This is a genomic window from Haliea salexigens DSM 19537 (assembly GCF_000423125.1).
Taxonomy (GTDB): domain Bacteria; phylum Pseudomonadota; class Gammaproteobacteria; order Pseudomonadales; family Halieaceae; genus Haliea; species Haliea salexigens.
The window spans coordinates 149303-168393 of record NZ_AUHJ01000004.1; the positions used below are offsets into that span (position 1 = coordinate 149303).

Consider the following 19091-nt stretch of genomic DNA (forward strand, 5'->3'; position numbering starts at 1 on the left):
TACAAAACCGGGCGAGGGTTACCAGCAAATTCGTGCTCAACGCAGCTCAAGCGCCTGCTGGCCGGTACCGGTTGGTGTGGCCCGTTGGGCCACACCGCCCTGCCCCATATCCGGACGCTGAGCGCGATTCAGGCCAATGGGTAAAGGCTCAAGGGCGGCGCGACCCCAGTTGTGCTGTGGCAGGCGCTCGGTGATGTCGTCAACGTCCACCACCGGCACCAGGCCAACCAGCGGCTGCACTGAGCGCCCGCCACCCACACTGTCTTCGCGTCCGTGCCAGCTGCCGCCGGTGAGGCGATGGTCGCTGGCGAAAGTCAGCAGCAGCGCTTCATTGCGTGTGTCGGCACGACCCACATCAATGGACAGGAAATCCACTCCCAGCGCACCCAGGCTGAACCCGAACACATTCTCCGTGACCTGCCAGGATTCCCAGCCGAGGACGTAGCCACCGGGAATGGCAGACACGCGCAGCGGCGGCCCCAGACGAGCAAGCACCTCGCGGCTGTCTAGACCCGTCTCCGTGGCGAGACTCGCAGCTGCGCCGGGCAACGTCTCGCCCAGGTTGTAATGCCACTGGGTGCAGCCGCCGAGGGCGCACATCAGGGTCAGTAGCAAACCGCGGACAAGCCTAGCCATTGTCGGTGTCGGCAATGCGGCTGGACGCATCGGTCAGCAGGCCGTCCTCGTCGAAGAAGAAGATGGCGCGATCGTAGTGCGTGTCGATCTGCATGCGGTTGTAGAGCACCAGAACGATGCCCTCACCGTCGGAGCGTTCAAACAGGTAGTAAAGAATCGACTCGCTTTCAAGCGCGATAACCTGTGACGGCGGCCCCAGGGCGGCCATGACCTCGGCACGGGTGGTGACGCCCGGCTGCAAGCTTTGCATGTAGGCGTCTGTCCAACCCACTTCGACGCCGCGACGGTTTTCGTATTGGGCGCAACCGGCAAGGGCCAACAACAGGGCCGGCAGCAACAGGCGGGCAACACGCTTCATGGTTTCCTCTCAATGCAAACAACAGTGCGTAACATACGCAATAGGACCGGTGGCGGACTGCTCAAGTCAACAGGAGGTCACCGCGCTGCACCACCTGTTGCCTGAAGGCGGCCGTTTTCTCGCTGTAGTCCTGCGAGTCGATGGTTGAGACATAGCGCCACTCGGCGGTGACCGTATCCTGGCCAAACCTTGTGACCAGATACCCGCGATCAATGAGGTTGGCATACACGAGGTCGTCGACCAGGGTGGCAATGAGCGGCGAAAACAGCCCCGCGGCATCAACACCAAGCACGGCCTCCAACCCGGGAGAACTGACACTCGCAGTCGCCAGCTCCACACCCACCACCTCGCCGGTACTCGCTACCAGCTGTGACGCCCAGGCGTTGTGCGTGTCACCAGCGAGAGCGACCAGTCGGCTGTTCATCTGGCGCGCCACTTCCAGCACCCGGTCACGTTCGAAGGCGTAACCGTCCCAGGCGTCAAGGTTATAGGGCACGGCGGAATCCAGCAGCGCCTGCTCTTCCACGGTGCGCTCTTCCGGTATCTTGTTCTTGGCAGCGACCGCAGCGAGCACCGCCGCAGTGCCGGCAGCGAGTGCATCGCCACCACTGATACTCGGTTCCAGCGCTTCCAGGATGGGTGCGGGCAACAGGTAGCGCGCCATCAGCACCTGCTGGCCCAGCACTTGCCAGCGTGCACTGGAATCGATCAGTTGCGTTTCCAGCCAGGCGAGCTGCTCCGCACCGAGCAGGGTACGGTCTGCTGCGTTGCTGGCTGCACGCGTCGCGTCGATATCGATGCGGCCACCGCTGACGAAATCCGGATACACGAACTGACGGTCGCGACCAATCACACGGGTATCCAGCATAATCAGGTCCACGAGGTCGCCGTAGGGCAGGCGACGGTAGATGATCTCCTGCTCACTGGCCGGGGGGCGCACAGGCAACCACTCGTACCAGGCCTGGATCGCCGCCGCGCGGCGCTCGGAGTATTCACCTTCGGTAGCCGGATCGTGATTCTCCGCGCCTTCACGCCAGGCATCGTTGGCGATTTCATGGTCGTCCCAAACTACGATAAACGGGTGTGCCCCATGTGCCGCCTGCAAGTCGGGGTCGGTGCGGTACTGTGCGTAGCGCCCTCGGTAGTCCGCAAGGCTGAAAAGCTCACTGGCGGGCTGTACCACGCGGCCCAGAGCCTCGGCGTTGGCACTGGCATAGCCGCCAGGGGCGTATTCGTAGATGTAATCCCCCAGATGCAACACCGCGTCCACCGGCTGTGCCGCGACCTCACGATAAACATTGAAGTAGCCTGCCGGGTAATTGGAGCAGGAGACAACGGCAAACGCCGCGCTCGCAGTCGCACCCGAGGGTGCCGTGCGCGTCCGCGCTGTCGTGGAGAGTACGTCACCCACGCGGAAGCGGTAGAAATAGGTCGTACCCGCTGCGAGGCCGGTGACGTCAGCCTTCAGCGTGAAATCCACCGCTTCATCGGTGTTGCCAACCCCACTGGCCACGATATCGGCGAAGCCATCATCGCTGGCGACCTCCCACTCGACCGTCACAAAGCCCGGTTCACGGGGAGTAACACGCGTCCAGATGATGACGCGATCAGTGAGCGGATCGCCGGAGGCAACCCCGTGATTGAAGTCAGCGGCCACACCTTCCGGCGCGGGCGGGGCGTCCGCGCTGTCTGAGCAGCCCACAAGATTGCCGCCCAGGAGCGGCAACAGCGATGCCGCCGCAATCCCCTTGACCAGGGTGCGGCGACGCAGTTGAGGATGATCGGTCATTGTGTGCTCCGTGGGAGATGCTGCAGGCAGCATGCTTGGTTAGAGCGCACAGAATTACAGCAATCGTGTTACCGGCGCAAGCGCGCCAGGCGGGCCTTAGCGGCCTTGTCCACCGCGCGGTGCCACATTGCCATTGCTGTTGCCACGGGACTGTCCGTTACCACCGCCCGCGCCGCCCCGGCGACGGCGACGAGTCTGCGAAGGCGCACCTTCACGCCCACCAGCATTGCCTGCGCGCGCACGCTGCGACCCGCGCCCCTCCGGCGCTGAACGCCTCTGAGCCGGGCGCCCCTGAGCCGGGCGCGCCGCTGTCGGGCGACCCTGCGGAACCGAGTGCTCGGGCTCGAAGCCTTCCACCTCTTCCCGCGGCAATGTTTTGCGGATCAGGCGTTCAATGCCGTACAGGTAATCCGCCTCGTCGGCACTGACCAGCGAATAGGCCTGTCCGGCCGCGCCGGCGCGCCCGGTACGGCCGATACGATGCACGTAATCTTCCGCGATGTTGGGCAGGTCGAAGTTGACCACCTGCGGCAACTGCTCAATGTCCAGACCCCGTGCCGCAATGTCGGTAGCCACCAGAGCCTGTACCCGCCCCTGCTTGAAATCGCCGAGGGCTCGGGTGCGCGCGTTCTGGCTCTTGTTGCCGTGAATGGCAACCGCCCGGATACCGTTCTTCTCAAGCTGCTGGCTCAGTTTGTTGGCGCCGTGCTTGGTACGCGTAAACACCAGAACCTGTTCCCAGCTGTTGGCATGCACCAGGTGGCTCAGCAGCTCGGGCTTGCGCTTCTTGTCCACCGGATACACCCACTGCTGCACTGTTTCGGCCGTGGCATTCGGCGGGCTGACCTCTACCTTGACCGGGCCCTGCATGTAGCCCTGTGCCAATTGCGTAATCTGGGTGGAAAAAGTGGCGGAGAACATCAGCGTCTGGCGCTTTACGGGCAGCAATTTGACGATACGGCGGATATCGTGAATAAAGCCCATGTCCAGCATGCGGTCAGCCTCATCGAGCACCAGCACTTCCAGGTCGCGGAAGTCCACGAAACCCTGCCCATGGAGGTCGAGCAAACGGCCTGGCGTGGCGACCAGCACGTCGACACCACGCTTCAGCTGCGCGATTTGCGGATTGATGTTCACGCCACCAAACACGACAGCGGAACGATAGCCATCGTACTTGCCGTAGTCGCGCACGCTTTCCTGCACCTGAGCCGCCAATTCGCGGGTCGGCGTCAGCACCAGGGCGCGACAGCGGTTGGCCTGCACACGCGGGCCTCCTGCGAGGCGCTGCAACAGTGGCAAGGTGAACGCCGCGGTTTTACCGGTACCGGTTTGTGCGGCGGCCATGACATCCCTGCCTGCAAGGATCAGCGGAATGGCTTTTACCTGGATGGGTGAAGGGGTTGCGTAGCCCTGGTCGGCAACAGCACGCAGCAGGCTGGCGGACAGCCCGAGAGAATCAAAAGTCATGGTCAGCAATCTCTGGATAAATAAGTCGCCAGAAAAATGGCAATGTCTGGCGGGGTAATGCTGACGAGGACTTGCACCGTCAGCGGGTGCGAGCGGCATGGTACTCGAATGCAAGCTGAATGCAAGTTTGCCCGGCTGGTCAGCTCCCAGCCGCCGCGCTGTCAGAGGCCTGCAACACGGCTTCCGGGCGATGAAAGCGCATTTTGGCCTCGCGGATGCGCGCGTCGTGATCCGCTGCAGTGCGGGCAATCTCGGCCGCAATACCGAGGCGATGAATCAGGCCCTCCTGGTTGGCTACCTGAATCGCCAGCCCGGGACGGGCGTTCAGCTCCAGCAACATCGGCCCGCGCGTGCGGTCGAGCACAATGTCTGCGCCCAGATAACCCAGCCCCGTCATTTCTGCGCAGCTGGCTGCAAGGTCGAGAATGGCATCCCAATCCGGCAGCCGCAGCGACTTGAAACACGCGCCTGTATCCGGGTGATGGGTGACCAGGCTGCCATGCTGTACCGCAGCGACACTGAAGCCCTCGCCAATATCAAGGCCCACACCCACGGCACCCTGATGCAGATTCGCCTTGCCGTCCGAGGCATGTGTGGCACAGCGCATCATCGCCATCACCGGCACACCGCGAAAAACAATCACACGAATATCAGGCACACCTTCGTAGCTATATTCCGCGAGCAGCGGATTGAAGTCGATCAGCGCCTCGATCATGGCAGCATCGTTGCGCCCGCCGAGGCTGTGCAAGCCGGCCAGGATGTTCGACGTGTGCCGGCGCAGGTCGCGGTCATCGATCACACCGCCGCTGGACTTTACAAAGTGGTCGCCATCGCGCGAGGTGATCACCAGAATACCCTTGCCTCCGCTGCCCTGCACCGGCTTGATGACGAATGCCTCACGGCCCTCGAGCATCTCCAGCATCCGGTTGATCTGGAACTGGTGCTCGATCACCCCGTACAGTTCCGGCACCACCACGTTGCGCTCCAGCGCCGCTTTCTTGGTGAGCAACTTGTTGTCCACGAGCTGGTAATTACGCCGCGGGTTATTCGCGCCGATAAACGTCAGGTTGCGCCTGTTCATACCGAGAATGCCACGCTCACGCAGCACGGAGGGCTTTACCAGCTTGATCATTTCATCTGCGCCATGTCGCGGAAACGATAGAGCTCGGACAAGCGGTAGCCCGTGTATTTTCCGGTCAGCAGAATCACACCCAGGAGACTGATCAACAGCTCCGGGAAGTTGAAGGTGAGGTGTTCAACCAGAGGCACCGACATGGTGAGGTAGGCGAGTACGGCGACCAACAGGCTGCCACCCCCCTGCATCATGACTTCCCTGCCCCCCTCTTCTTCCCAGAGTATCGACATGCGCTCGATGGTCCAGGAGAGAATAATGGTGGGGAAGAAGGTGACCGTAAGCGCCTGGTCCACACCCAACTTGTAGCTGATCAGTGACAGCGCAGCCATCAGCAACACCACCACAATCACCACAGCCGAAACACGGGCCACCAGCAACAGGTTGAGATGGCTGAGCCAGGATCGAATCCACAGCCCCACACTCACCAGCAGGAGGAAGATCGCCAGACCCACCCAGAGCGTGGTCTGCAGAAAGGCGAGCGCTATCAACACCGGCATGAACGTGCCCGAGGTTTTGATGCCTACCAGCACACGCATCATCACCACCACGAAAGCAGCCACCGGCAGCAACAGAATCCCCTTGAAGATACCCTGTTGCTCAACCGGCAGGGCATAAATGGAGAAGTCCAGCAGCGCGAACTCATCGCTGCGCTCTTCCATGCTGACCACCGTTTTCGCCGACAGGCTGTTGCGGACCAGGGCAAACTCCAGCCTGGAATCACGCCCTCCCAGCACCCGCAGGGCCGCGCCGTTGCCCTGACGCCAGACGAAAAAATCCTCGGGCAGGCCGGCCTGCCCCGTTTCCGGGTCGAACACCTCCCAGTCGCTGCCATCGTAAACCTGCAGCAGGGTACTCAGTGTCTGCCGACGCCGGCCGTCCTGCAGCGCGATACCGCGCACGGGATAGACGGGAACGTCGGCATAGGCCAGCACATCGAACATCACCCGCAGGGGAGTATCGCTATAGGTGCCAAGAAGGAATTCCGCATCCTGGCTGGGCTGCGGCCTGCGCAATTCCTGAATCATCAGTGCGGTCAGCGTCGCGGGGCTGCTGGAGCGTTCGCGCAAATCCGCCACAAAGCGCTCCATGGCGGCCTGTTGATCAGGTTCCAGCAGCGGCGGATCCGGCGTTTCGATGGGCATGTCGGGCAGCTGGGCGCGCCGCGCCCGATACACCTGCTGCTTGTAATAGAGCGTGGTCGGGTGCTCGAGTAACTGCCGCGACCACCGCGCCACCCGGCCACCGGCTTCCTCGGAAACGGAAAAACCAAACCCGGAAGAGGCAAAATGCTCTTCCAGTGTCACCCAGCCACCGAGGCCCGAGGGCAGGGCCAGATCTACCTCGACCGGCCCGCTGGCCGGCTTGAAACTCACTTTCGTCTCGATGGTCCACACTTCACGGGATTCGCCCGGCCACAGCGGCAGATCCAGCCCGACCACCTTGTAGGCCGCGACCGCAATACCGAACAGGATCAGTGCGCCGGCAACGATGCCGACTTTGGCGCGGGATGCAATCATGGGGCCGCCGGATGCTCGAGAGTGTGGCGCCGGCTGACGTCGACAATGGCCACGTCAGTCAGCAGGTTGCGCCCTATCACCAACGGATAGGGCATATCGGTGTTTTCAGACAGGCTGACCTCTACCCGGGTGCGGTTGTCGCCCAGGGTCAGCCACATGGTGACGACGTAATTGCGCGCGCTCCCGCCGTGCGCGTCAACCACCGAAGCACGGCGCAGGAGTGGTGCCTCCAGCGCATGTTGTTCATCGCTGGCCGGGTCGACCAGCACATAGCTGACGAACCGCTTGCCGTCTTTTTCCAGCAGCCGCACATCGCGCGCAGCAATCGTGGTGTGCTCGCTCGCCGTATCCACGACGGCTTCCAGCGTCAGGCCCGAGGGTTCCACGCGGATGAACTCCAGCACACCAATGATAGGCAGCTCAAGTTCCCCGGCGGTTTCCGGCCGCACAGGCACCGCCATCGGTGCTGCGGGGCGCAGCACGATTTTCTCCAGCACCCGGGGCTCCGGACACTCCTGCAGCGGACACACCGGACATTCCACCACCGGCACCTCGGGGCAGGCGACCGCCTCCGGAGCCTGTTCGGGCAAACTCTGGCAACCCGCCAACACCACGCACAGCGCAAGCGCTGTTCCTGTGAATCGCAAAACCATGAAAACCCCTTATCGCAGCCGCCACCAAGGCGACCTTTAAACACAGTATACTGCACCCGCTCTCGGCAAAGCACCTGCGTGAAAAGCGCAGTTTTTACATCACGGCAACGCGCTCGCTACCTCTTGATCTTGCCGCGGCTTGCCCCTACTGTGCGCCGACCGGGCCCGCTGAACGTGTTTGGCTCACATGTCACTACGAGGTTGTTGCCATGCTCACCTGGAATGAAATCTGTCGCCTCGCCAACGAAGGCAATCCCGAACCTGATACAAGGCTGCAACGCAGCAATGAGGAGTGGGCCGCCCTGCTCACGCCGGAACAGTACCACGTCACCCGCCAGGCCGGCACGGAGCGTGCGTTCAGTAACGAGATGTGCTCACGCTTTGAGCCCGGCGACTACGCCTGCGTCTGCTGCGGCACACTGCTGTTCGACAGCGAGCAGAAGTTTGAGTCGGGCAGCGGCTGGCCCTCTTTTACACAGCCGGTAAAAGCCAACGTAATTGCCTACCACAACGATCACGGCTTCGGGCGCACACGCATCGAGACCACCTGCAACACCTGTGACGCACACCTCGGGCACGTATTCCCGGACGGACCGCCCCCAAGTGGCCTGCGCTACTGCATGAACGCGGTCGCGCTGCGCAAACTCGCGGACGCCGAGGATGCGCAATGAAACAGCTGCTCCTCATTCTCGGCCTCGCCGGGCTGACCGCATGTACCAACCAGGCCCAGCGAGCGCAGGAAGCCGTGACAACGGCCCTGCCCGCAGTGGAGACCATTGAATTCCGGGAGCTGGCCAACTACCCCGGCAAGGTGGTGTGCGGCGACTATCGCTCCATCCAGCGCTATGGCGACAGCCCGGGGTTCAAGCCGTTCATTTTCCGCGCCGGCCGGGCGGATGTGTTACCCACTGCCGAAGACATCCGGGTGTTCTGCTCGGAACAACCGCAGGCGGTGCTGTATGCAATGACCGGCATCCAGACCTCCCCTACCCCGAGCGCAGAGCTGCACAAGGTTGCGGATGACCTCACCCGCCTGCAAGCGGCACTGGACGCGTACTACGAAGACATGGCGAATTTCCCGCAAAGCGAACCCGGCCTTGAGAGCCTGGTACGCCCCATTGGCAGCATGCGTCGTGCCGGTCGCTTCAGGGACGGCGGCTATATTGAAGTGATTCCGCAAGACCCGTGGCAGCGCCCCTACCGCTACGCCGCGCCGGACTTTGCAGGCTCGCGCCAACCGCCTTCACTGCTGACCCTCGGCGCTGACAATGCCCCGGGCGGCGTGGACGAAAACGCGGACATTTCCCTCAATGAACTGCATTACCTGCAACACGCCCTGGAGCTTGCGCAGCCGTGAGCCCAGCCAAACCAGCCTACAGCGGGGACATGGTGGTGCGTTTCAGCGACACCGACGCCCAGGGACATCTCTACTTTGCCAACTACCTGGTTTACGCCGATGAAGTCGCCGGCTTTTACATGGAAGAACTGGGCCTGGGCGCGATGAACCCGCAAACAGCACCCTGCTTCATCTTCACCGTGAACATCAACTGCGACTACCTGGGTGAATGCCGGGCCTACGAAACCGTCACCGTGGAGCTTGGCTACACCCGCCTCGGCCGCAGCAGTGCCGAGCTCGCCTTCAACCTGCAGGAGAAAGACAGTGGCCGCCCCCTTGCCCGCGGCAGCCTCACCCAGGTGTTCACCGACAAACAGAGCCGCAAGGCGATAAGCATTCCCGCCCACTTCCGCGCTGCCATCCTGGCGCGCCAGCCCGAACTCAACACCGAACAGCGCGGTCAAAGCAGTTGACCACAGCAGCACCCTGCGCAACTATTCAGCTGTTGGCGCAAACCGCGATTCCGCGCGTCAGGGCGTCCTAGCAGGAAAGCGGCTCATGCCCCAGCGGCCTGACTATAAAACAGCGCTTGCGGTGATACGCGAGCAGGTACAAGGCAAGGAGTTCGAGCGCAGCTTGCGTGAATCCACGCTGCTGCTCGAACAGAACAGCAACATGGCGGAGCTGTGGAGCCTGCAGGGGCAATCGCTGCAGGGTCTGGGGCGCCTGGCAGAGGCCGAAGCCAGCTATCGCAACGGCTTGGGCGCTTGTCGTGACGCACCCCGCCTGCTGGTGCAACTCGGCCACCTGTTAAGCCGACAGAACCGCGGGGACGAAGCCTGCGACTGTTTCAGCAGGGCAATGGCGGCGGACGCCAGCCTCACCGATGCCTACCGCGGCCTGTTGAATTTCCGTGAGATTCCCCTCGACAGCCCGGAAGTGGCAACCCTGCTGAAACTTGCCCTGGATACCGAGCGCAGCCATTCAGCCCGTGCCCGGGCGCTGTTCCTACTCGGACAAATCTACACGGAATCCGGTCTCGACAACCCTGGCTTCGCCTTCTACGAGCAGGCCAACCGCTTTGCCGCAAAGGACATCGCGGGAAACCGCGAGTACCAGGTCTCCCCCAGCGCCGCCGTCATGGATCGGCAGTTCTTTCAACGCCACCCGCGCAAACACCCGGCGCCTGCCTGCCCACTGCTGGTGGTAGCCGGCTTGCCCCGCTCTGGCAAAAGCCTGGTTGAAACACTGTTGGCGCAACACCCCGGAGTGGCGGCAGGGGGTGAACTGGCGCTGGCGCGCAAACTGGCCGCCAACCTCCCGACGCGGGAGAACGTCCAGGCCCAGGCAGCCAGGCTGGCAGCGGAACCGGGTTCGCCCCTGGTGGCACTGTGTCCGCCGCTTGCAGGGCGTGACGTACGCTACCTCGTGGACACGTCGCCCGCAAACCTCAGCCGTCTCGGCTGGCTGGGCCTGTTGCACCCGGACATACCAGTGGTCCTGTGTCGCCGGGCACCGCTGGACCTCGGGCTCGCGCTGTTTTTCAAGAACTTTCGCAGCGGGCACCGTTACAGTTACCAACTGGCCACTATTGGCCGGGCAATTGCCCTGGCCGAGAAGCTCATCGCCCACTGGCGGGCGGCCCTGCCCAACCCCCTGCTTGAGATCCGGTACGAAACACTGGTGAGCGAGCCGGCTGCGGTGCGCGACCAGCTGATGTCCCTGCTCGCACTCGACGCTGCGCGTCGGCCCGCGCCGAATGGCTCCGGCCCGGGGCAGAACTGGCGCGTGTTTCCCAGCCGGTCCCTGGATGCCGTTGGCGAGATCAGTCCGGCACTGGTGGGGTTTGCGAAACGCTTTCGCCACCAACTGGCGCCGCTTGAGCGTGCCTACGAGGATGAGCTCGCGCGGCCCCGCCTGAGCAGCCCACCGGAGTCAGGCGGTTACCGGGAGCGACGGCGCAAGCGCCCTACAGCACGGTAAACGCGCTGGCGGCCTGCCGTGCGTTGCACCGACCGCAATAGTCGACTAAAATACTCGGGTATTCATCGGCACCCCATCGCGCTTGTCGCCATTCGGGTGCAGCGCGTGCGAAAATGCACTGAATCACCGTTACCGTCGTCTCGCCCGTCAGCACAGGTCACTGATTATGTCGCAGGAACACATCGAACACGCCATACGCAAGGAGTACGCTGCGGGCTTCACCACGAATATTGAGTCCGACACCCTGCCACCGGGCCTGAATGAAGACACCATCAGGTTCATTTCCGGCCGCAAGAACGAGCCCGAGTGGCTGCTCGAATGGCGTCTGGAGGCCTACCGCGACTGGCTGAAGATGGCTGAGCCGGAATGGGCGCATGTGCAGTACCCGGCGGTCAAATTCAACGAAATCTCCTATTTCTCCTCGCCCAAGGCGATGAAGGACCGGCCCCAGAGCCTCGATGAAGTCGACCCGGAGCTGATCGAAACCTACAACAAGCTCGGCATCCCCCTGCATGAGCAGGCCGCGCTCGCGGGCGTTGCCGTCGATGCCGTGTTCGACTCAGTGTCCGTCACCACCACGTTCCGCGAGAAGCTCTGGGAAGCCGGCGTGATCTTCTGCTCGATTTCAGAGGCGGTGCACGATTACCCCGAGCTGATCAAGAAATACCTGGGCAGTGTGGTGCCGCGCAAAGACAACTTCTACGCCGCTCTCAACAGCGCGGTGTTCAGCGACGGTTCCTTTGTCTACATCCCGAAGGGGGTGCGCTGCCCCATGGAGCTGTCCACCTACTTTCGCATCAATGAAGCCAACACCGGCCAGTTTGAGCGCACGCTGATCGTCGCCGACGAAGGCAGCCACGTCAGCTACCTTGAGGGCTGTACGGCCCCCATGCGCGACGAGAACCAGCTGCACGCGGCGGTGGTTGAACTGGTGGCACTCGACGGTGCCGAAATCAAGTACTCCACCGTGCAGAACTGGTACCCCGGAGACGCCGAAGGCAAAGGCGGCATCTACAACTTCGTCACCAAGCGCGGCGTGGCGCACCGCGACGCCAAGATCTCCTGGACCCAGGTGGAAACCGGCTCGGCCATCACCTGGAAGTACCCCAGCTGCATACTGCGTGGCGACAACAGCATCGGGGAGTTCTACTCGGTAGCGCTGACCAACAACGCGCAGCAGGCGGATACCGGCACGAAGATGATCCACCTGGGCAAGAACACTCGCTCGACCATCATTTCCAAGGGGATTTCCGCGGGTAAGAGTTCCAACGCCTACCGCGGGCTGGTGCGCATGAGCCCGCGCGCAGAGGGCGCACGCAACTACACCCAGTGCGACTCCCTGCTGATTGGTGACCGCTGCGCTGCGCACACATTCCCGTATATCGAAAGCCGCAATCCTTCGGCTGTTGTGGAACACGAAGCCACGACCTCCAAGGTCAGCGACGATCAGCTGTACCTGTGCCAACAACGCGGGCTGGATGCCGAGAAAGCGGTGTCCATGATCGTCAACGGCTTCTGCAAGGAAGTCTTCAGGGAGCTGCCCATGGAATTTGCCATGGAAGCGGGCAAATTGCTGGAAGTGAGCCTCGAAGGTTCTGTCGGCTAAGGCAAACACTAGCGTGCGGCCCTGCGGTCGCACTTCGGAGCAAGAGAACCATGTTGAAGATCGACAACCTGCACGCCAGCGTGGAGAACAAGGCTATCCTCAAGGGCCTGGACCTCACGGTCGGCCCCGGTGAGGTACACGCTATCATGGGGCCCAACGGCTCGGGCAAAAGCACACTCGGGCACGTACTCGCCGGGCGACCCGGCTATTCCGTGACGGCAGGCAGCGCACAGTTGCTGGGGCAGGACCTGCTGACACTGGACACGGAGGAGCGTGCGCACCTGGGCTTGTTTCTCGCCTACCAGTACCCGGTGGAAATTCCCGGCGTCAGCAACATGGAGTTCCTCAAGGCCTCCGTCGACGCCGTGCGTGAACACCGCAACGAAGCCGCGCTGGACAGCGTGACCTTCATGAAACAGGCCCGCGAAGCCTGCAAGGCGGTAGACCTCGACGCCGCATTTCTCAAGCGCGGTGTCAATGAAGGGTTCTCCGGTGGCGAGAAAAAGCGCAACGAGTTGATGCAGATGATGCTGCTTGCACCCAAGCTTTGCATCATGGATGAAACCGACAGCGGGCTGGATATCGACGCGCTGCAGGTTGTCGCCAACGGCATCAACGCCATGCGCAGCGGCGAGCGTAGCTTTATCCTGGTGACTCACTACCAGCGCCTGCTCAATTTCATCAAACCGGACCGGGTGCATGTCCTGTCCGGCGGTCGCATCGTGAAGTCCGGTGACCACTCGCTGGCACTGGAGCTTGAAGAACGCGGCTATGCCTGGTTGGAGGACGTAGCCTGATGAGTGACTTCATGCAGCAGGCGCTGGCGGCCGCCGCGCGCACCGCGCCGGCCTGGCTGGAGCCCGTTCAGGCCCGCGGCCGCGACGCATGGTCCAAAACGGCACTGCCCACGCGCAAAACCGAGGCCTGGAAATACACCAGTCTGCAACCCCTGCAGCAAACGTTCAGCGCACCGGCTACTGAATCCGCGCGCTCACCGCTTGACGACATCCCGCTGCCTGCGCTGGACGGCCCAACGCTGGTATTCGCCGACGGCCACTACCGCGCCGAGCTGTCTCACGGTGAACTTCCCGCCGGCTTGAACCTGGTGCGCTTCGCCGATGCAAACAGCGAGCAGGCAGCGCGCATTGCGGCCGCTCTGGGCAGTGCCCTGCAGCCTGGCCGCCATGTTTTCGCGCCCCTGAATGACGCCACGCTCGCCGACGGTGTGTTCTTGGAGGTCGCGGCCAACGCCCATATTGATACGCCGGTGCACATTGCCTGGCTAACCACCGGGCAGAATGAATCGATCAGCATCACCCAGCGCCTGCTGGTGTGTCTCGCCGAGAACAGCAGCGCCACGCTGGTTGAGTCTTTCGCCAACACGGCGACCGGAGGCACGGCATTCACCAACGGTATTACCGAATTGCTGCTGGCCCGCGGCGCGCAGCTGAACCACTACCGCCTGCACCTGGAGCAGGGTGACGCGGTGCATATTGGCGGCGTACATGCACGGCAGGAAGCAGACAGCCTGCTGAACGGCTTTCACCTCGCCCTGGGCAGCGCGCTGAAACGTATTGATCTGGTAGTGGACCACCAGGGCAGCGGCGCCCATTGCGCACTGGACGGCCTGTACCTGCCCCGCGGCACCGAAACCGTGGACTACCACACCTGCATTGAACATGCTGTCCCGCACTGCACCAGCCAGGAGCGCTTCCGCGGCATCATCGCCGATGAAGCCACTGCGGTTTTCAACGGGCGGATTCATATCCACCCGCAGGCACAGAAAACCCGCGCGGAGCTGAGCAACAAGAACCTGCTGACCAGCAACAAGGCGGAAATCAACACCAAGCCGGAGCTGGAAATCTACGCCGATGACGTGCAGTGTGCCCACGGAGCGACCGTTGCCCAGCTGGACCCGCTTGCCCTGCACTACCTGCGCACCCGCGGTGTGCCGCGCGAAGAGGCTGAAGTGATGCTGAGCTACGGCTTTATCAACGAACTGGTGGAGGCTATCGCGCAACCGGCCGTGCAGGCGTTTCTCAAGCCCCTCCTGGCCAGGCGTTTCGCGCGCGATGCACGCCTGACGAGGCATATCCTGTGAACGCATCGACCGCCATGGCCTCTGCAGCCCCCTTTGACCCCGCCGCCCTGCGCGAGGATTTCCCTATCCTGCAGCAATCCGTCAATGGCGCACCCCTGGTGTACCTCGACAATGCCGCCACCACACAGAAACCCGAGGTGGTTATTGAGGCGATTGCCAACTACTACCGCCGTGACAACGCCAATGTGCACCGCGGCGCACACACACTCAGCGACCGGGCCACCGTTGCCTTTGAAGCGGCGCGGGAAACGGTTGCGCGATTCATCAATAGCCCGCGCAACAATCAGGTCATCTGGACACGGGGTGCTACCGAGGCCATCAACCTGGTTGCCTACAGCTGGGGGCACACGCATTTGCGTGCCGGCGACCGGATTCTCGTGTCCTACCTTGAGCATCACTCGAACATCGTGCCCTGGCAGCTGGCGGCCGCCGCCACCGGTGCCGAAGTCGTGCCGATTCCCATCACGGAGGCCGGTGACATCGACCTGCAAGCATTCAGGGGGCTACTCGACGAGCGGGTCAAGCTGGTGGCCGTGAATCACGTGTCGAATGCACTTGGCACAATCAACCCGGTGGCGGAGATCAGCCGGCTGGCGCATGCGGCGGGGGCAAAAGTGCTGGTCGACGGCGCCCAGGCGATTGCTCACATGCCCGTAGATGTACAGTCCATAGGCTGCGACTTTTACGTGTTCTCCGGGCACAAACTGTTTGGCCCTACCGGCATGGGAGTGTTGTGGGGGCAGGAAGCGCTGCTCGACGCCATGCCCCCATTCCTCGGTGGCGGTGAAATGATCGAGACGGTGAGTTTCAGCGGCAGCACCTGGAACGCACTGCCCTTCAAATTCGAGGCCGGCACGCCCAATATTGCCGGCGCGATTGGCATGGCGGCCGCCATCGATTACCTCGCGGGCATCGACATTACCGCCGCAGCGGCTCACGAGTGCAGCCTGCTGCAGCAATCCATCGACCTGGCAGGTGACATCGACGGGCTGCGGCGCATCGGCAACCCCGCGCAGACCGTTGGCATATTCAGCTTCGTACTGGAGGGCGTGCACCCCTCCGACCTGGGCATGCTGCTCGACGAACAGGGCATAGCCGTGCGCACCGGCCACCATTGCACGCAACCACTCATGGCGCATTACCAGGTGCCGGGAACCGTACGCGCGTCCTATTCACTGTACAATACGGCAGATGACGTGGAGCGGCTGTTCGCCGGCATCCACAAAGCAAAACGCCTCTTTGGCTAGAAGGTTACTTATGAGCGTTGAAACGTTTGACGTGAACACCGATGCCCTGCAGGTTACCCCCGCAGCGGCAGCCTACCTGAAGAAACAGCTCGGCCAGTCAGGCAAGCGGGCATTGCGCATCAGTGTGCGGGAAAGTGGCTGTACCGGCTTCATGTATGTCATGGATGAGGTGGATAGCGGCGAACAGGATGACCTCGCCCTGCATCCGGATGCCGACCTGGATATTTTCGTGGACCGCGCCTCGCTGCCTGTTTTGCAGGGCACGCGGCTGGACTTCGAAAAGGAAGGGCTGAATCGCACCATCAAGTTCCACAACCCGAACGTCACTGCCGCCTGTGGCTGTGGCGAAAGCTTCAGTATCAGTTGATTGGTGAAAATTGCATGAGCGCCCAGGAACGAACCCTGCTCACCACCCAGCGCGATTGCCCGGGCCGTCTGGTACCCGTGGGCGACCCGGTCACCATCCCGGCGCATACCTTCGTCACCCTGACCCAGGCCCTGGGCGGTAATTACACCGTCATCCACAACGGCAACATGGTGCGGGTAGACGGCACCGATGCCGACGCCCTGGGGCTGACGCCGCAGCGGCTGGAATTTACTCCGCCGGCAGACGGGCTGATCGATGAGTCACAGGTGTGGGAGGCGCTGGGTACGGTCTACGACCCGGAAGTGCCGGTCGATCTGGTCAACCTCGGGCTTATCTACCGCGTGGATATCGACCAGAGCGCCGCCAGTGTCGCCATCAGCATGACGCTCACGGCGCCGGGCTGCGGCATGGGCCCCGTGCTGGTGGGCGATGTAAAATACCGTGTTTCACAGGTACCCAACGTCAACACGGTTGATGTGGAACTTGTGTTCGACCCGCCGTGGAGCCGCGACATGATGTCCGAGGAAGCACAGCTCGAAACCGGCATGTTTTACTAGGGAGAGTGCATCGTGCCAGACCCGGCGCCCGCCAACCCGTTTGGCCACAGCATCACCAGTGACGACATTGTCGAAACCCTCGCCTTTTTCGACGACTGGGAAGACCGCTACAAGTACATCATTGATCTGGGCCGAGAGCTGCCCGCCATGCCCGATGAGCTACACACGGACGACCGCAAGATCCGCGGTTGCCAGAGCCAGGTGTGGATCGATACCCGACTGGAACAGAACCGCCTGCAGCTGTCAGTCGACAGTGATGCGTTTATCGTCAAGGGCCTGCTGGGTGTTGTGCTGGCCGCCTACAACAACAAGACTCCCGAGGACATCCGGGCGTTCGATATAGACAGCTATTTCGAGCAGCTCGACCTGTTGCGCCACCTCTCTCCCACGCGGGGCAATGGCTTGCGGGCGATGGTCGCGCGTATCCGGCAGATTGCGGGGGCCGACCCTGCCAGGTCGACCCCATAAGACTCTCAAGAAGTCGATTTAACGTCAGTCGTCATCATCGTTGACGTCATCGTCCTCATCATCGTCGAGGTCGTCATCCACTAGATCGTCGTCTTCCGTCAGATCGTCGTCTTCCGTCAGATCGTCGTCTTCCGTCAGATCGTCGTCTTCCGTCAGGTCGTCGTCTTCCGTCAGGTCGTCGTCCTCCGTCAGATCATCGTCCTCCGTCAGATCATCGTCCTCCGTCAGGTCATCGTCCTCCGTCAGGTCGTCGTCATCCGTCAGGTCATCGTCTGACGCCAAGGGGTTGTCATCGTCGAAGTCATCACAACCTTCACTGGAGTCGTCCGTCTCGTCGTCATCTTCAGAGTCGTCGTCACCAAAGCAAGCGAACTCTCGCTCACCAGCCAGCGCGACCCGGTCTTCAAACTCCACATCATCGGCAATCCCGTCGGCAATGCTGTCGTCGCTGATCTTGACCAGATCGCCAGCTTGCACGTTCGCGAAAAACGTGTCGGCACTGATATCAACATCGTCACGTCCTTCAAACTCGGCGCCAGTGGTGCTGTAGGTCAGGCCGAGTATGGTGACGCTTGCACCTGCTACGAAACTGTCTACCGGACCCTGCAGTTCCTGCTCATTGTCGTCATCGTCACGATCAAGCGTTGTCGCTACCAAACGGTCGCCGTCAAGGTATGCTTCCACCTCAAGAAAATCACCGGGAACGAGGTCGCCAATGCGCAAAATACTGGAGCGATCGGTGTCATCATCAAAGCGCGTCGCGGAATCGATGCTTACGGTGACCGACCCCGGCACGAGTTGCAGCGTGACGGTTCCCGCCTCTGCATCGACTGCTCCAAGCGGGCCCTCGACCCTGATACGACCGCGGCGCGACTGGACCGTGTTCGCGAGCAGCCGCCCGGCTTCCCAAATACCATTGATCTGCACCACCGCCCCATTGGCGAGAATCAGACCTGCGGGCTGCAGCATTGCATTGGAAGCGTCCACCTCGACACCACCTACTTGGAAACTTGTTGAGTCCAGATACCCGGTCACTGCGCCCTGAACCTGAACGGTTGCGCCGTCCGTGAAGCGACTCGCAGGATCCCCATCCAGTTCGATACGCGTTGCGGTAATGAGCCCCTCTGCAAGCGTCCCCTGCACCTCTACCAATTGCCCTTCGCTGACCGCCACGCTGCCAAAATCCTCAAGCGTTGCTGTGCTGAAGTCCACGCTGACATCGCCAAAGGTGAACTGGCTCCCCGAGACCACGCCGACGCGGCCACGGACCTCAACGAGTGACTGCCCGGGAACAAACGGGTCCTTTCGTTCCAGGCGAGTGGCTCGCAGGCTGTCACCACGACCAGTGAACCCGGATACCTCGACGAAGTCATCAACACTTACGCTGTCGAAGTCGACATCTTCGAATACCGTACCGGCTCGCTCAACAATCACATTGACGCCAAGAATAGTCAGCAGCTTTGCATCACCGTCCGCAGACACTTCTATGCTGGATATCGGTCCCTTCAACTCGTTGTCATATACAACGCGCTCGGCATTCCCGTTCACGCCGCTATCGTCGACCTGACCAGTGACCAGGACAACCATGCCAAGACGCAAGGCATCATCATCCAGCACCTGGCCATCAATGATGACTTCGGCATCATCCGTTTCATAGCGCACACCATTCACGAAGATACTCCCGAAACCGTCGATGGTACCGCTGCTGGTCGTGCTCTGGCCTGACCCCCCGATACCACCACCCCCGGTAGGGGGAGATGGATTCACCGCTACGAGACTATCGCCACCCCCACCGCCACCACAGGCGGAAAGGACCAGCGCCAATGCGCTGGAGGTTACCAAGGGACGCGGCACGAATGGACTCTTCATGG

General features: G+C 62.1%; 19 protein-coding genes. 11 read left to right on the forward strand and 8 right to left on the reverse strand.

Annotated features, from left to right (window positions below; all coding sequences use genetic code 11):
• Positions 1 to 36 precede the first annotated feature (36 nt).
• From G533_RS0106310 to G533_RS20815, 7 genes are all read right to left on the reverse strand, one after another.
• Positions 37 to 636, reverse strand: a complete 600-nt coding sequence (locus tag G533_RS0106310) for a hypothetical protein (protein WP_027949233.1) — start codon at positions 634 to 636, stop codon at positions 37 to 39.
• Entirely contained in the window at positions 629 to 994 is a 366-nt protein-coding gene (locus G533_RS0106315; protein WP_027949234.1) for an outer membrane protein assembly factor BamE, read from the reverse strand. The genes G533_RS0106310 and G533_RS0106315 overlap by 8 nt, the downstream gene beginning before the upstream one ends.
• Positions 995 to 1055: 61 nt before the next feature.
• Positions 1056 to 2783: an alkaline phosphatase D family protein gene (locus G533_RS20810; protein ID WP_051230038.1), complete on the reverse strand. Its 1728-nt coding sequence runs from the start codon at positions 2781 to 2783 to the stop codon at positions 1056 to 1058.
• Positions 2784 to 2879: 96 nt separating this feature from the next.
• A complete protein-coding gene (locus G533_RS0106325; RefSeq protein ID WP_027949235.1) occupies positions 2880 to 4250 on the reverse strand; it encodes a DEAD/DEAH box helicase in 1371 nt (456 codons plus the stop codon).
• A gap of 139 nt (positions 4251 to 4389) precedes the next feature.
• Positions 4390 to 5382: an alpha-L-glutamate ligase-like protein gene (locus G533_RS0106330; RefSeq protein WP_027949236.1), complete on the reverse strand. Its 993-nt coding sequence runs from the start codon at positions 5380 to 5382 to the stop codon at positions 4390 to 4392.
• On the reverse strand, positions 5379 to 6902 hold the full coding sequence (locus tag G533_RS0106335) for an inactive transglutaminase family protein (RefSeq protein WP_205622565.1): 1524 nt from the start codon (positions 6900 to 6902) through the stop codon (positions 5379 to 5381). The genes G533_RS0106330 and G533_RS0106335 overlap by 4 nt, the downstream gene beginning before the upstream one ends.
• The gene (locus tag G533_RS20815; RefSeq protein WP_051230039.1) at positions 6899 to 7555 is read right to left on the reverse strand and encodes a putative ATP-dependent zinc protease; all 657 of its coding nucleotides are present in this window, start codon (positions 7553 to 7555) and stop codon (positions 6899 to 6901) included. The genes G533_RS0106335 and G533_RS20815 overlap by 4 nt, the downstream gene beginning before the upstream one ends.
• A gap of 209 nt (positions 7556 to 7764) precedes the next feature.
• Between G533_RS20815 and msrB the strand changes: the two genes are divergently transcribed.
• The 11 genes from msrB (at position 7765) to G533_RS0106395 (ending at position 17220) form a co-directional block, all read left to right on the forward strand.
• Entirely contained in the window at positions 7765 to 8226 is a 462-nt protein-coding gene (msrB, locus tag G533_RS0106345) for a peptide-methionine (R)-S-oxide reductase MsrB (RefSeq protein WP_027949238.1), read from the forward strand.
• Positions 8223 to 8912, forward strand: a complete 690-nt coding sequence (locus tag G533_RS23370) for a type II secretion system protein GspG (protein WP_051230040.1) — start codon at positions 8223 to 8225, stop codon at positions 8910 to 8912. The genes msrB and G533_RS23370 overlap by 4 nt, the downstream gene beginning before the upstream one ends.
• Positions 8909 to 9364 carry an acyl-CoA thioesterase gene (locus G533_RS0106355; protein WP_027949239.1) on the forward strand — a complete coding sequence of 152 codons (456 nt, stop codon included), beginning with the start codon at positions 8909 to 8911 and terminating at the stop codon, positions 9362 to 9364. Before G533_RS23370 ends, G533_RS0106355 begins: the two co-directional genes overlap by 4 nt.
• 85 nt (positions 9365 to 9449) lie before the next feature.
• Positions 9450 to 10874 (forward strand): tetratricopeptide repeat-containing sulfotransferase family protein, encoded by a 1425-nt coding sequence (locus G533_RS0106360; RefSeq protein WP_027949240.1) that lies wholly within the window; start codon positions 9450 to 9452, stop codon positions 10872 to 10874.
• 166 nt (positions 10875 to 11040) lie between these two features.
• Positions 11041 to 12480, forward strand: coding sequence for a Fe-S cluster assembly protein SufB (sufB, locus tag G533_RS0106365; protein WP_027949241.1), 1440 nt, complete (start codon positions 11041 to 11043; stop codon positions 12478 to 12480).
• 50 nt (positions 12481 to 12530) lie between these two features.
• A complete protein-coding gene (sufC, locus tag G533_RS0106370; RefSeq protein WP_027949242.1) occupies positions 12531 to 13277 on the forward strand; it encodes a Fe-S cluster assembly ATPase SufC in 747 nt (248 codons plus the stop codon).
• The gene (gene sufD / locus G533_RS0106375; RefSeq protein WP_027949243.1) at positions 13277 to 14581 is read left to right on the forward strand and encodes a Fe-S cluster assembly protein SufD; all 1305 of its coding nucleotides are present in this window, start codon (positions 13277 to 13279) and stop codon (positions 14579 to 14581) included. The genes sufC and sufD overlap by 1 nt, the downstream gene beginning before the upstream one ends.
• 14 nt (positions 14582 to 14595) lie before the next feature.
• Complete coding sequence (locus G533_RS0106380; RefSeq protein ID WP_027949244.1) at positions 14596 to 15828, forward strand: aminotransferase class V-fold PLP-dependent enzyme; 1233 nt, start codon at positions 14596 to 14598, stop codon at positions 15826 to 15828.
• Positions 15829 to 15838: 10 nt separating this feature from the next.
• Positions 15839 to 16195, forward strand: coding sequence for a HesB/IscA family protein (locus G533_RS0106385; RefSeq protein ID WP_027949245.1), 357 nt, complete (start codon positions 15839 to 15841; stop codon positions 16193 to 16195).
• 14 nt (positions 16196 to 16209) lie between these two features.
• Positions 16210 to 16752, forward strand: coding sequence for a putative Fe-S cluster assembly protein SufT (gene sufT, locus G533_RS0106390; protein ID WP_035526777.1), 543 nt, complete (start codon positions 16210 to 16212; stop codon positions 16750 to 16752).
• 12 nt (positions 16753 to 16764) lie between these two features.
• On the forward strand, positions 16765 to 17220 hold the full coding sequence (locus G533_RS0106395) for a SufE family protein (RefSeq protein ID WP_035526786.1): 456 nt from the start codon (positions 16765 to 16767) through the stop codon (positions 17218 to 17220).
• Between the two features lie 24 nt (positions 17221 to 17244).
• Here G533_RS0106395 and G533_RS20825 read toward each other — a convergent pair whose 3' ends face one another.
• A complete protein-coding gene (locus G533_RS20825) occupies positions 17245 to 19089 on the reverse strand; it encodes a DUF5666 domain-containing protein (protein WP_035526788.1) in 1845 nt (614 codons plus the stop codon).
• Positions 19090 to 19091: the final 2 nt, after the last annotated feature.